The following is a 12,434-nucleotide window of genomic DNA, read 5'->3' on the forward strand; positions in this document are numbered from 1 at the left end:
GCCATCATGCTGGTCGGCCTTGGCGTCGGCGCCGCGCTCGCGGTGTTCGTCGTCGACACGGCCCGGCAGATGAACCTGCGCACCGACCCGTAAGGCTCCTCCGTCAGGACGCGTCGCCGGACAGAAGAAGCCGGCCCGCGGGGACGCCGAGGACGTCCCACAATGACCTGGAAGCCGCGCGGATTGCAGGCGCGAGCGTATAGGGCGCATTGACCGTCACGAGCCCGGCGCCGGAGAGGCGCGTGCCGTCGACGGGGCGCCATATGGCCTCCACCGTGAGGCTTTTCGGGATCGCCAGACCGGCGATCGCCCGGTGGAACCGCTTCACCTCGGCCGGGTCCTTCACCGGATACCAGAGCAGGAAGATGCCGCTCGCCCAGCGGCGATGCCCTTCCGCCAGCGCCTCGACCAGCCGGTCGTAGTCGCCCTTCTGCTCGAAGGGCGGGTCGATCAGGATCAGGCCGCGCCGCTCCTTCGGCGGCAGGAAGGCCTTCGGCGCCAGCCAGCCGTCGCGCTGGATCACCTTCACCCGCCGGTCGCGCCGATAAAGATCCGCCAGGCCCTCGCCATCCTCCGGATGCAGTTCGCACAGGGTCAGGCCGTCCACGTCCCGCAGCATGCCGCGGGCGATCTCCGGGCTGCCGGGATAGAAGCGCAGCCGGCCGTCGGGATTCACCCCGGCCACCTGGTCGAGCCAGGGTCCGAGAAAGGCCTCCAGCTCCGCCGGCAGGTCGCGGCCCCAGAGCCGGCCGATGCCCTCCACCCATTCGCCCGTGCGCTCGGCGGCGTCCGAGGTCAGGTCGTAGAGCCCCGCGCCGGCATGGCTGTCGATGACGCGAAGGGGAGCCGGCTTCTGCACGAGATGGGCGATCACGTAGGCCAGCACGGCGTGCTTGATCACGTCCGCCGGATTTCCCGCGTGATAGGCGTGGCGATAGTTCATCGCCCCGCTCTGGCCCGGCCCGTCCCCTGCGTCAACGGGCGCCGATATGGGGAATTGATTCAAATGCGATGAAAATCCGCAAGGTGGATTTCAACCCTGTCATGTCATGAGGGTTGTCCAACGCCTTGTTGCGCCCGGGACAGGACATGCTGCGGATCGCCGTGATCGTCGTCGTCGCCTACGCCGCTGGTCACCCGGCGCTTGCGAGCGCGCGTCCGGAGGTGCTGGACAAGGCCCTGTCCGGCTTCCACGGCGACGTCAATTCGGTCAGTGACAGCGTCTGGCGGTCCATGGTGGCGGCCGACCGCACGGGTCTGCTGCGCGCGCTCGGCAATGCCACCGGTCTCGGCACGGCCCGCTGACCGGGCTCACCGCGCCGCGCTGGCGCTACCTGCCACCACGACATAGCCGGCCGTGGGCTGGCCTGCCTCGCGGCGGATCGAGGCCGGCTGAAGGGTCAGCAGGCCGAGGCCGGCCCCGGCGATGGCGGACCGCACCAGCGCCTCGCCATGGGCATAGCGCAGGCCCGGCAGCAGCACCGTTCCCTCGCCGTCATGGGTCTCGCAGGTGAAGGCGACCAGTCCGCCGGCGGCCAGCACGCGGGCCATCGCCGCCAGCGTGCCGGCAAGGTCCGCGCAATAGACGACGACGTCGGCGGCGACCACCAGATCGGCCGAGGCCGGCGGCTGCGCCGCGAGCCAGTCGGCGAGGTCGGCCACCGCCAGGTCGCGGTAGAGCCCCTTGCGGCGCGCTGCGGCCACCATGCGCGGCGCCAGATCGACGCCGTCGATGACCCTCGCCACGCCGGCAAGGGGCACGGCGGACAGCCCGGTGCCGCAGCCGAGATCGAGCATCCTGTCGAAGGCGAAGGGCCGGTCGGTGCGCGCGCAGGCCTCCTGCAGCGCATCTGCCAGCAGGTCCGGCCCGCAATAGCCGAGCCGGTCGACCAGCGCGGTCTCGAAGCGCGGTGCGAAATCGTCGAACAGGGCGGCGACATAAGCCGGCGTCATGGCGGCGGCGGCCTCCCCGGCGCCGAGACGGGCAAGGTGCAGGCCGGCGCCCAACCGGTCGGCCGGGTCGGCCCGAAGCGCGGTGCGGAAGGCGGCGACCGCCGCCTCGCATTCGCCCAGCCGCGCCTTTGCCTCGCCAAGCGCCAGCCAGGCGGCCGGCCAGCGCGGGGCTGCCTCGGCAGCCTGGGCGAACAGGTCGGCGGCCGCTGCGAGGTCGCCCTCGTCCCGCGCCGCAACGCCCCAGGCGTAGCGGCGGTCGGCAATCAGGTCACCGGAGGAGGCGAGGGGAGCGGTCATCGGTCGCTGTCTCTGCCGCAGGAGCGGCGGGGCGGGCAAGGGCCTTGCCGGCGTTGCAGTGGGTTATAGGCTCAAAATCATTGTATCGGAAAACATGCCTTGACAGCGTGACGATGGTTTGCTAGATTCCGGGTATGTTCGAAAGCTGCGCCCGGCGGGGGGAGACCCCGGCCGGGCGTCGTCGTTTCCGGCCCTCGGACATGCCTTGGGGAGGATCGCATGGTCGCCGCCGCACAGGTCCAACCGTCCCGGTTCCGATGGCCCCACCCTTGCCACCAGCCCCACCCTTACCCTCCCCGCTGCGCGCAGAGGGGGGCTACGGCGTCCCGCCTCGTCTCTGCCCCTGTGCCTGGCCCGACCGTCGCGAACGGGGCGCTCGGTCAAAGTCCCCCTCTCCGCGCAGCGGGGAGGGTGCGGGTGGGGCCCTTCATTCGTCTGCCCGCCATCCACCCGTCATCCCCGGCCGGGCGCAGCGAGGGGAAGGGATCCCGTTCTGGCGCCCCGGGGCGGATGAATGAGGACGAGGTTGTCGCGATGGGACGCGACCATATGTTCCACAGTCCTTGTGCGTTTGTCGGAGATTTTCATGTCGGAGCGCGTGGAATTTTACCTGAACAGACGCCTGCTGCTGGTGCTGGGCATCGTGCTCATTGCACTGGCGGGGCTGTTTGCGGTGTGGCTGTTTCCCACGGGCCTCCCCGAACTGGATGGCAATACAGCCGGCCTGCTGGCGTTCATCGCGGCCATGGCGGGTTTTGGCCTCTGGGTGTTGTCAGATCTGCGCAAGACGGGCGTGATTGTCGTGGTGGACAAGCACGGGATCACCGATGGCCGGCTGATGCCGACCCCGATCCTCTGGCACGAGGTGGAGCGGTGCGCGCTGGTCTCTGGCTATCGCGGCGACCACCTGCAGCTTGTCCTGCACCCGGGATCGCGCGCCGCGACACAGCTGAGCAGGCGCAAGGTGACCATCAACGAACGGGTGCTGTGGGGCGAGGTCGATGGCGTGCGGGGGGCCATCGCCCGGCTGGCGCCGCAGGTGCCGCGGGACTGGTAGGCGGCGCGGGGCCGGAGCGGACGACAGGGCAACGAAAGACAGGATCCTGTCCTGCTGCGGCTGACCTCCCGCGCTCAGTGGCTCGCCAGAAGCGCGCGCACCTTCTCGACCAGTTCCGTGCGCTTCGCGGCGAACTGGGCGGGGCGCGCGGCGCGCCACTCGGCATTGTCGGTGATGGTCTTGGCGGCCTCCGCGCCGGCGACGAGGTCCTTGATCATCACCTCGCCCGTCTCGCGCTCGTTGGAGCCCTGGATGATCACGGCCGGGGCGTTGCGCCGGTCGGCATATTTCATCTGCGCCTTCATGCCGGCCGACCCGAGATACATCTCGGCGCGGATCGGCGGATCAGCGTTGCGCAGTTCGGAGACCATCTGCTGGTAGTCGGCGATGCGCTCGCGCTCCATGACGAGGACGACGACGGGACCGACGGGCTTTTCCGCGCCGAGCTTGCCGAGCGATTTCAGCGCGGCGGCCAGGCGCGACACGCCGATGGAGAAGCCGGTGGCCGGCACCTCCTCGCCGCGGAAGCGGGCGACCAGCCCGTCATAGCGGCCGCCGCCGGCCACCGAGCCGAAGCGGACGATCTGGCCGTCATCGTTGGTGACGGGGAAGGTCAGTTCCACCTCGAAGACCGGGCCAGTGTAATATTCAAGGCCGCGAACGACGGAGACATCCAGCTTGATGCGCTTTGTTCCATAGCCTGAAGCTCGAACAAGCCGGGAAATCTCACGTAGATCGTGGATACCTTGCAGTGCGGTAGAGCTATCGGCGAACAACCGCTCATAGGTGTCAAGGAATCGCGGATCCGCGACCACCATGCGGTTACCGCTCGAAGTGGTCACGATTGCGTCGTCGTCAGAGGCAACGTCGGTTGTTTGGGGAGAAAGGATAAAGTCTTGTGGTCGTTCGCTCTGGTGAGCATAGAGCGTTTCGAGCCGAGTGATCTGCTCCTCATCCAGCCCGGCGCCCTTGGTAAAGTCCCCGCTCTCGTCCTTGCGGCCCGCACCCAGCAACAGCCGCACACCCTCGGGTCCGAATTTGTCGAGCTTGTCGATACCCCTGAGCACCGTCAGCCGTCGGCCGGCATTCTCCTCGCCGCCAAGCCCGATGGCCTCCATGACGCCATCCAGCACCTTGCGGTTGTTGACCCGCACCACATAGTCGCCGCGCTTGATGCCCAGCCGCTCCATCGTATCCGCCGCCATCATGCAGATCTCGGCATCCGCCGCCGGCGAGGCGGAGCCCACCGTGTCGGCATCGAACTGCATGAACTGGCGGAAGCGTCCCGGCCCCGGCTTCTCGTTGCGGAACACATAGCCGGCGCGGTAGCTGCGATAGGGCTTGGGCAGAGCGTCGTAGTTCTCGGCGACATAGCGGGCGAGCGGCGCGGTCAGGTCGTAGCGCAGGCTCAGCCACTGCTCGTCGTCGTCCTGGAAGGAAAACACGCCCTCGTTCGGCCGGTCCTGATCAGGCAGGAACTTGCCGAGCGCGTCGGTGAACTCGATGGCCGGCGTCTCCACCGCGTCGAAGCCGTAGAGTTCATAGACCTCGCGGATGGTCGCCAGCATGGCATCGACGCCGGCGATCTCGGCGGCATCGCGGTCGACGAAGCCGCGCGGCAGGCGGGCCAGCGTGCCGGGCTTCTTCTTGACAGGTTCGGACATGGCGGGCTTCCGGCAGGAGGGGAGCGCGCTTGCTAGCGTAAGGGGACGGGCCTGTCGACCTTTCGGGGGGAGGGCCGGCCGATGCGCCGGGGTTGCAGGGCCCCCACCCTCACCCTCCCCGCTGCGCGGAGAGGGTGACTTAAGGCGTCGCGCCTCTGTTTCGGCCGTGGAGCCTGGCCCGGCCGTCTCCAACGACGCGAGACGTCTTAGTCCCCCTCTCCTTCGAGCACAGCGAGAAGGGGAGGGTGCGGGTGGGGCCCTTCAGCGGCCCTGCCTTCGCCGGCCACCCACCATCCGTCATCCCCGGCCGAGCGCAGCGAGGGGAAGGGGATCCAGCATGGTACCGGCAGGGCGCGCAAGCGTGTCTCCAACAGTCCGGACCCCCTTCCCTCGGCCTCAAAGCACCTCGCTTTGGGCCTCGCCGGGGGTGACGACGGTGCGGGCGGCAGGTCGCCGGATGAGGGGTCGTAGCGTCGTTCCGTCCACCCTTGCGGCCGGAATTGACGAGAGGCGTGCCAGCCACTCTGCACGATGGAAATGCGTCCTTCGAGGCTCGCCTTTCAGGCTCGCACCTCAGGATGAGGAGGGCGGACCCTGCATCGGGGGTTGGGAGCGTGCGCATGGCCGCCACCAGCCGAGGTGCCAAGCAAAACCTCCTCATCCTGAAGTGCGAGCCCGGACCGGGCGAGCCTCGAAGGACGCACCTCAGAACTGCAGGACTGCAGGCGGGCCAGATTTCGGGCCTCGCCGGGGTGACGACGGTACGGGTCGCCGGATGAAGCCTTCCGGCGGCGACAGCGCCCGCCTCAATAGGCCTGTTCCTCAAACACCCGGTCGATCTGGCCCTGCCAGGGGCCGAGATATTTCTCGATCAGCGCCTCGGCGGGCGTGCGGCCGTCGTCGACAATGGCCTGGATGGGGTCGAGATAGCGCGTCTCGTCGCAGCCGTTCATGTCCAGCCGGTCGCGACGGCGCAGGCCGGTGCGCGCCAGGGTGAGCATCTGGCGGGCAAGGTCGCCCACCGTCTGGCCGCGGATCTGGGCCTTGAAGCCGAGCTTCGGCACGTCGTCGCGCAGCGTCTGCCGCTCCTCCGCGGTCCAGTCCTTCACAAGGTCGAAGGCGGCATCGAGCACGCCGTCGTCATAGAGCAGGCCGACGAACAGCGCCGGCAGCGCGACGATGCGCGACAGCGGCCCGGAATCGGCGCCGCGCATCTCCAGATAGCGCTTCAGCCGCACCTCGGGGAAGATCGTGCCGACATGGTTCACCCAGTCGGAGAGCACCGCCCGCTCGCCCGGCGCGGCCGGGTTCTTTCCCTCAAGCAGGTCGCGGAACGAGGAGCCGGCGACGTCGATATAGGTGTCGCCGCGCTTGATGAAATACATCGGCACGTCGAGTGCGTAGTCGACATAGCGCTCGAAGCCCATGCCGTCCTCGAATGCAAAGGGCAGCATGCCGGCGCGGTCGTTGTCGGTGTCCATCCACACCGCCGAGCGGAACGACAGGTAGCCGTTGAGCCGGCCCTCGGTGAACGGCGAGTTGGCGAAGATGGCGGTCGCCACCGGCTGCCAGGCGAGCGACACCCTCAGCTTCTTCACCATGTCGGCCTCGGAGGCGAAGTCGAGGTTCGCCTGCACGGTCGAGGTCCGGTACATCATGTCGAGGCCGAGACTGCCGACCTTCGGCATGTAGCGCGTCATGATCTGATAGCGCGACTTGGGCATGACCGGGGTCTGGGCCCGCGTCCATTTCGGGCTCATCCCGAGGCCGAGGAAGCCGATGCCCAGCGGGTCGGCGATCTGGCGCACCTGGGCGAAATGGGCATGGGCCTCGGTGGAGGTCTGGTGCAGCGTCTCCACCGGCGCGCCGGACAGTTCGAACTGGCCGCCAGGCTCCAGCGAGATGGCGCCGCCACCGGTGACATCGGCCAGGCCGATGATGTTGTCGCCGTCGAGGATCGGTTCCCAGCCGAGCAGGCCCTCCATGCCTTCCAGCAGCGCCCGGATGCCGCGCGCGCCCTCGTAGGGCACCGGGCCGTGGCCGTCGCGGTAGAAGCCGAACTTCTCGTGTTCGGTGCCGACCCGGAACCGCTCCTTCGGTTTTGCGCCCTTTTCGATCCATGAGACCAGTTCGTCGCGGGATTCGATGGGCGTCAGATCGACGGTATCGCGGGCCATGAGGCGGTCCTGATGCGGATGCGGATAGCCAGGGGGCGGCGAGAAAAGCACGCGCGCCCCCCGGAAGCTAGTGCGGGGAGATAGCCATCCGGGCGCCTGTCCGGAAGAGGGGCCGCCACGAAATCGCCGCGCAGCCATCACATTCGCGCCATGTCCGGGCATCGCCTTTCGTGGTGTTTCGTCCGGTTTTGCAAGGGTTTGGGGGGCGGCGAAGCAGGCGTCCGCCCTGCCTCGGCGCGCAGGGCCGTCATGCTATGGTGGCCGGACCGATTCGACCGGAGGCCCGACACATGCCCTGTCCCGCTCCGCTCCGCGCCGGCCTCGCGGCAGCCGTCCTGATCGGCGCGGCGGGCCTCTGCGGGCCGCTCGCCGCCCAGACCACCCAGCAGGTCACCCCCACGCTCCAGGCGCCCGACCGGGTGGCGCCAGCGCCTGTCGGGCCGACACCGACCGACATTTCCACGCTCGCCGAGCGCGCACGCGAGTCTGCCGCCGCCGGCCGGTCCATGGAGGCGCTGGACGCCCTCGACGACGCGGCCGCGCTGATTTCCGAGCGCATGCCGCTGACCATCCGCCGCGCTACCTTCGTGGCCGAGGAGCCGCAGGGCTACGGGGTGTTCAATCCGCGCGACTCGACGACTTTCGAGGCCGGCCAGCCGCTGCTGATCTATGCCGAACTGGCCGGGCAGGGCTGGCGCCGCTCCGGCGACATCTTCCGCACCGATCTGGTGCTGGATTTCGAGCTGAGGCGGGCCGACGGCCAGCCGCTGGTCGCCCAGCAGGCCTTCAACACGATTGCCACGGCCAGCCGGCGGCGCAACCGCGAGTTCTTTCTCTATGTGACCTACGGCTTCACCGGCATCGAGCCGGGCGACTACGTGGTGCGCACCATGGTCCGCGACCGGGCCGGCAACAAGCAGTCGTCGTTCGACCTCGCCTTCCAGATCAGGCGATAGCAGCCGCCTGCCGGTTCACTCCGCCGCCTGGGCGTGTTCGGTCAGGTTGTCGAGGCTGGAGACGACATGGTCGGCCAGCGCCTCGGCCAACTGCGACATCTCGTGCGGATTGCGCAGCAGCGCGATCGACACCGAGGGCAGGGGCGGGAAGCCATCGGCCGGCTGCAGGACGCGCATACCGGGCCGCAGCGCCGATTCCGGCAGCACCGACACGGCAAGGCCGGCCATGACCGCGGCGCCGACGGCGGTGGAGTTCCAGCTGGCATAGAGAATGCGGTAGCTGCGCCCGACCGCATCCAGCCGCTCGGTCGCAGCCCGCCGCCAGTCGCAGGTCGGCCGTCCGGCGGCGAGCGGCACCGGGTCGTCGCAATGGACCGAGGAGCGCGCCGAGGTCACCCACAGAAGCTGCTCGCGCCGGAACACGAGCGCCGGGCCCTGCTGCGCGCAATGGGTGATGATGGCGATGTCGAGATCGTTGGACTTGATGCGGTCGACCAGCATGGGCGACGGCTCGCACACGACCGTCACCTCCGCGCGCGGGTTCGAGCGCGAGAAGCGCGCGAGGATTTCCGGCAGATAGCGGTCGGCATAGTCGTCCGGCACGCCGAGCCGCACCCGGCCGGTCAGTTCCGCGCCGGAAAAGGCCGACACCGCCTCCATGTTCAGCTTCACGATGCGGCGGGCATAGTCGAGCAGCCGCTCGCCATCCTCGGTCAGGCGCGAGGCGCGGCCGTCACGCTCGAACAGCGGTTTGCCGACCCGTTCCTCCAGCCGCTTCATCTGCATGGACACGGCCGACTGGGTCTTGAATACGACGTCGGCCGCGCGCGTGAAACTGCCGGTGTCGGAGATCGCCATGAAGGTGCGGAGCTGGTCGATATCGAGAAGAACGGCCATGGCGGTGCCCCTTCAGGCAGTCATCATCAATCCTGATGGGCGACATTAAAAACATTCGCTTCAATGATCAATCGCTTTCTGGCAATCTCGCTCCATCGGCACATGACACCAGATGACGGGCCCGCCCGTCGCCGGCCGCGCCTTCCGGCGCGGGCGAACGGTGACGCCCGCCGATCCGCCCGCTGTCATCAGGAGACCGCCATGACCACGACCGTCGACACCTTCAGCTCCGTTCTCTTCGCGGTTGCCAATGTCGTGCGCCGCAAGGTCGTGGCCGTGCGCAACTGGCATCTCGCCCGCAAGGATTACCGCCTGCTGTGCGAGATGGACGAGAAGACGCTGTCCGATATCGGCCTGACCCGCGCCGACCTGCGCGATGCGACCGCCGCCGGCTATTTCGCCGATCCGACCACCGTGGTTGCGGCCCGCGCCGCCGAGCGGGTGGGTCGACGCCGGGTGGTTTCGCTGACGCCGGCCCCTTCGCTGGTGCCGGATGCCGCCGCCGGCCTGCCGAAGCCCGTCGCCTGCGGCTGAGCCGCCTCCATCCGCTCCTGCGGGGGCCTTCCCGCCCCGCCTGACCGTCCCGGGTCGGCCGTCCCCTCGTTCTCCCCGGGACCTCCTGAAGCCGCCGCGGCCTGCCGTGGCGGCTTTTTTCCGCAGTGCATTTCGCATGGGGGCTGCGCGCGGCGCCCCTGTTCATCACGGCGCCGGACCGATAGCCAACGCTGATGATTGCCGGCAGCTTCCCCACCGATATCGGCTTCTATGCCATCGGCTTTGCCGCGACCTTTCTCATGGGTCTCGGCAAGGGCGCGTTTGGCGGCGGGCTGGCCATTCTCGGCATCCCCATCCTGGCGCTGGTCATGGGGCCCATCGAGGCGGCCATCGTCACGGCTCTGCTGGTCGCCTTCATGGATTTTTTCGCGCTCGGCAGCTTTCCGCGCGCGGCCTGGTCGAAGCCGGACCTCGCCTGGATCCTGCCCGGCCTCGGCGTCGGTCTGCTGGCCGGCTTTCTCACCTTCGAATGGGTCGACCGGCGGATCGTCGCGCTGGTCATCGCGGTCATCACGCTGGCCTATACCGCGCACTATTTCCTGGCGCGCGGCGCGAAGCCCGCCGACCTGCCGGTCTCGCCGGGCCTGGCGCTGGCGGCAAGTTCGCTGGCCGGCTTCACCACCTATGTCGCCCATGCCGGCGGACCGCCGCTTGCCTTCTACCTGCTGCGCCGCGGCCTGACCAAGACCGCCTATGCTGCCACCACGGTGGCGGTGTTCACGGTCGGCAATCTGGTGAAACTGCCCGGCTACGTCTATTCGGGGCTTGGCGAGCCCGGCATCTTCATGAAGGCGCTGGCGCTCTCGCCCATGGTGCCGGTCGGCGTCCTTGTCGGCCGCCGCCTGCATGATGCCCTGCCGCGCGAGCGGCTGTTCACGCTCTGCTACGTCCTCGTCGGCCTCGCCGGCCTCAAGCTCCTCTGGGATGCGCTCCGCGCGCTCGTCTTCGCATGACCCTGTCCCCCGCCCTGCGTCCGGCGCTGCCGTTCCTGATGTCGGCTCTCGGCATCTTCTTGCTGTCGGCCATGGATGCGCTGATCAAGTCCGTGGCGGCAACCCACCCGACCGCGCAGATCGTGTTCATGCGCTATGCCTGCGGGCTGCCCTGGGCGATCCTCTATTTTCTCTGGGCGGGCCCGGTGGCCCCGACCCGCGAGATGCTGCGCGCCCATGTCATTCGCGGCGTGCTGGTGGTCATCACCGCCTTCCTGTTCTTCTACGCGCTCGCCACCCTGCCGCTGGCCGAGGCGATCACGCTCACCTTCCTGTCGCCGCTGTTCCTGGCGGTGCTGGCCGCGCTGATCCTGAAGGAGCCGATCCCGGCCAGGGTGTTCGGTGCCATCGTCATCGGTTTCGTCGGGATGATCGTGATCGTCGCCGGCAAGATCGGCGGCGGCGTCTTCGACATGGTCCGGGCGCTCGGCATTGCCGCCGCGGTGTCGTCGGCGCTTGCCTATGCGGCCAATCTGGTCCTGCTCAGGAAGCGCGCGCAGACCGATCCCTTCGGCCTCATCATCCTGTTCCAGAACCTCGTGCCGCTGATCCTCATCACGCCTTTTGCCTGGGCGGTATGGGAGGTGCCGGAGCTGCGCTCCTGGATCCTGTTCCTCGGCATCGGCGTGCTCGGATTGGCCGGCCACCTGTGCATCGTCTGGGCCTTCAAGCACGCCAATGCCGGCCCGCTGGGGGTCATCGAATACACGGCCCTGATCTGGAGCGCGGGTCTCGGCTTCGCCTTCTTCGGCGAGGTGCCGGGCCTTGCCACCTGGGCGGGGGCGGCGCTCATCATCGGCGCCTGCCTGGCGGTGATGCGGCGGCGATAGGGCTTCGGCCCCGCCCGTCACGTGCCCGGCCCGGCGGCGGCAGGACCTCGCGCCTCCTGGTGCGGGCCCGCGCACTCCAGGGGCTGTGCGGCCGTCACGATGAGCCGCCTCAGCCAGACGTGGCGTGGCGCGTCCTGGTGGCGGGCGTGCCAGGCAAGGCTGAGCGCGAACTGCGTCCGGCCGATCGGCGGCGGCACGGTGACGAAACGCCCGGCCGTCATGGCCGTGCCGGCGAGGCTGGCCGGCAGCGTCATGGCCATGTCGGAGGAGGCAGCGATCTCCGCGGCCGCGAGGAAGTTTGGCACGCGCACGCGCACGCGGCGGCTGTGCCCCAGGGCCGACAGCCGCTCGTCGACGGCCGACATGCCCCTGCCGGTGATGCTGACGGCGATGTGGTCGAATGCCAGATAGCGGTCGAGGGTCAGATCGTGGCCGGCTGCCGGGTGGCCGTGGCGCAGGAAGGTCACCAGCCTGTCCTCGTAGAGCGTCCTGCGGAGAATGCCGGCAGGCGCCTGGTCGATCACGCCGGCGGCCGCATCCGCGGCGCCCGTTTCCAGGGCCTCCATGGGCGCCGGGCCGGGCGGCACGATGACCAGGTCGACCGCCGGCGCCTCGCGCGCCAACTGGGCCAGCACGCGCGGCCCGAGCACGGCCGCCTCCAGATCGGTCATCAGCAGCCGGACCTCACCGCTCGCCTTGGCCGGCTCGAAGGCGCTCGCCTCCAGCATGGCGCCGATCCCGGCGAGGGTCTGCCGGAGCGCCGGCCTCAGTTCCTCCGCGCGGACGCTCAGCAGGTAGCCCCGCGGCCCGTCGACCAGCAGGGCATCGGCGAACAGCGCGCGTAGTCGCCCGAGCGCACGGCTCGCGGCCGGCTGGCTGATGCCGAGACGGATCGCGGCACGGGTCACGCTTCGCTCGTCCAGCAGCGCGTCGAGGACTACGAGAAGGTTCAGATCGATCCGGCGTAAATCCACTTCGCGCATGATCTCTATATATCACATGCATTGGACGCATGGGATCCTGCCCTTTAGCCATGACGCCGCGATCACGGCAACC

The 12,434-nt window shown here is 69.0% G+C and carries 12 protein-coding genes; 6 read left to right on the forward strand and 6 right to left on the reverse strand.

The features are described 5' to 3' along the window. Positions 1–103: 103 nt before the first annotated feature. Complete coding sequence (locus ACTIFS_RS05130; protein WP_439572961.1) at positions 104–943, reverse strand: 23S rRNA (adenine(2030)-N(6))-methyltransferase RlmJ; 840 nt, start codon at positions 941–943, stop codon at positions 104–106. Between the two features lie 146 nt (positions 944–1,089). Here ACTIFS_RS05130 and ACTIFS_RS05135 point away from each other — a divergent pair, with 146 nt between their 5' ends. Continuing rightward, positions 1,090–1,305, forward strand: a complete 216-nt coding sequence (locus tag ACTIFS_RS05135; RefSeq protein WP_439572962.1) for a hypothetical protein — start codon at positions 1,090–1,092, stop codon at positions 1,303–1,305. A gap of 6 nt (positions 1,306–1,311) precedes the next feature. On the opposite strand, the gene ACTIFS_RS05140 is transcribed toward ACTIFS_RS05135, so the two are convergent. Further along, positions 1,312–2,250 (reverse strand): methyltransferase domain-containing protein, encoded by a 939-nt coding sequence (locus ACTIFS_RS05140; RefSeq protein ID WP_439572963.1) that lies wholly within the window; start codon positions 2,248–2,250, stop codon positions 1,312–1,314. 586 nt (positions 2,251–2,836) lie between these two features. Here ACTIFS_RS05140 and ACTIFS_RS05145 point away from each other — a divergent pair. Next, positions 2,837–3,307, forward strand: coding sequence for a hypothetical protein (locus ACTIFS_RS05145; protein WP_439572964.1), 471 nt, complete (start codon positions 2,837–2,839; stop codon positions 3,305–3,307). A 74-nt stretch (positions 3,308–3,381) separates the two neighbouring features. Here the strand turns inward: ACTIFS_RS05145 and hisS are convergent, their stop codons facing one another. After that, entirely contained in the window at positions 3,382–4,971 is a 1,590-nt protein-coding gene (gene hisS, locus ACTIFS_RS05150) for a histidine--tRNA ligase (protein ID WP_439572965.1), read from the reverse strand. 806 nt (positions 4,972–5,777) lie between these two features. Beyond that, positions 5,778–7,148 carry a glutamate--cysteine ligase gene (locus ACTIFS_RS05155; protein WP_439572966.1) on the reverse strand — a complete coding sequence of 457 codons (1,371 nt, stop codon included), beginning with the start codon at positions 7,146–7,148 and terminating at the stop codon, positions 5,778–5,780. A gap of 290 nt (positions 7,149–7,438) precedes the next feature. Here ACTIFS_RS05155 and ACTIFS_RS05160 point away from each other — a divergent pair, with 290 nt between their 5' ends. After that, positions 7,439–8,104: a hypothetical protein gene (locus ACTIFS_RS05160; RefSeq protein WP_439572967.1), complete on the forward strand. Its 666-nt coding sequence runs from the start codon at positions 7,439–7,441 to the stop codon at positions 8,102–8,104. A gap of 15 nt (positions 8,105–8,119) precedes the next feature. Here ACTIFS_RS05160 and ACTIFS_RS05165 read toward each other — a convergent pair whose 3' ends face one another. Further along, entirely contained in the window at positions 8,120–9,001 is an 882-nt protein-coding gene (locus ACTIFS_RS05165; RefSeq protein WP_439572968.1) for a LysR substrate-binding domain-containing protein, read from the reverse strand. 201 nt (positions 9,002–9,202) lie between these two features. Between ACTIFS_RS05165 and ACTIFS_RS05170 the strand changes: the two genes are divergently transcribed. From ACTIFS_RS05170 to ACTIFS_RS05180, 3 genes are all read left to right on the forward strand, one after another. Beyond that, the gene (locus ACTIFS_RS05170; protein ID WP_439572969.1) at positions 9,203–9,535 is read left to right on the forward strand and encodes a DUF1127 domain-containing protein; all 333 of its coding nucleotides are present in this window, start codon (positions 9,203–9,205) and stop codon (positions 9,533–9,535) included. Positions 9,536–9,729: 194 nt separating this feature from the next. Further along, positions 9,730–10,509, forward strand: a complete 780-nt coding sequence (locus tag ACTIFS_RS05175; protein ID WP_439572970.1) for a sulfite exporter TauE/SafE family protein — start codon at positions 9,730–9,732, stop codon at positions 10,507–10,509. Further along, a complete protein-coding gene (locus ACTIFS_RS05180; protein ID WP_439572971.1) occupies positions 10,506–11,378 on the forward strand; it encodes a DMT family transporter in 873 nt (290 codons plus the stop codon). Before ACTIFS_RS05175 ends, ACTIFS_RS05180 begins: the two co-directional genes overlap by 4 nt. 17 nt (positions 11,379–11,395) lie before the next feature. Here the strand turns inward: ACTIFS_RS05180 and ACTIFS_RS05185 are convergent, their stop codons facing one another. Continuing rightward, complete coding sequence (locus tag ACTIFS_RS05185) at positions 11,396–12,361, reverse strand: LysR substrate-binding domain-containing protein (RefSeq protein WP_439572972.1); 966 nt, start codon at positions 12,359–12,361, stop codon at positions 11,396–11,398. Between the last annotated feature and the right edge of the window lie 73 nt (positions 12,362–12,434).

Origin of the sequence: Phreatobacter sp. (assembly GCF_051860605.1) — a bacterium.
Lineage (GTDB): Bacteria > Pseudomonadota > Alphaproteobacteria > Rhizobiales > Phreatobacteraceae > Phreatobacter.

Excerpts from the sequence above, each read along its gene's own strand:
- ACTIFS_RS05130 (WP_439572961.1), bottom strand. The coding sequence starts at position 943 with ATGAACTATCGCCACGCCTATCACGCGGGAAATCCGGCGGACGTGATC.
- ACTIFS_RS05135 (WP_439572962.1), top strand. The coding sequence starts at position 1,090 with ATGCTGCGGATCGCCGTGATCGTCGTCGTCGCCTACGCCGCTGGTCAC.
- ACTIFS_RS05140 (WP_439572963.1), bottom strand. The coding sequence starts at position 2,250 with ATGACCGCTCCCCTCGCCTCCTCCGGTGACCTGATTGCCGACCGCCGC.
- ACTIFS_RS05145 (WP_439572964.1), top strand. The coding sequence starts at position 2,837 with ATGTCGGAGCGCGTGGAATTTTACCTGAACAGACGCCTGCTGCTGGTG.
- hisS (WP_439572965.1), bottom strand. The coding sequence starts at position 4,971 with ATGTCCGAACCTGTCAAGAAGAAGCCCGGCACGCTGGCCCGCCTGCCG.
- ACTIFS_RS05155 (WP_439572966.1), bottom strand. The coding sequence starts at position 7,148 with ATGGCCCGCGATACCGTCGATCTGACGCCCATCGAATCCCGCGACGAA.
- ACTIFS_RS05160 (WP_439572967.1), top strand. The coding sequence starts at position 7,439 with ATGCCCTGTCCCGCTCCGCTCCGCGCCGGCCTCGCGGCAGCCGTCCTG.
- ACTIFS_RS05165 (WP_439572968.1), bottom strand. The coding sequence starts at position 9,001 with ATGGCCGTTCTTCTCGATATCGACCAGCTCCGCACCTTCATGGCGATC.
- ACTIFS_RS05170 (WP_439572969.1), top strand. The coding sequence starts at position 9,203 with ATGACCACGACCGTCGACACCTTCAGCTCCGTTCTCTTCGCGGTTGCC.
- ACTIFS_RS05175 (WP_439572970.1), top strand. The coding sequence starts at position 9,730 with ATGATTGCCGGCAGCTTCCCCACCGATATCGGCTTCTATGCCATCGGC.
- ACTIFS_RS05180 (WP_439572971.1), top strand. The coding sequence starts at position 10,506 with ATGACCCTGTCCCCCGCCCTGCGTCCGGCGCTGCCGTTCCTGATGTCG.
- ACTIFS_RS05185 (WP_439572972.1), bottom strand. The coding sequence starts at position 12,361 with ATGCGCGAAGTGGATTTACGCCGGATCGATCTGAACCTTCTCGTAGTC.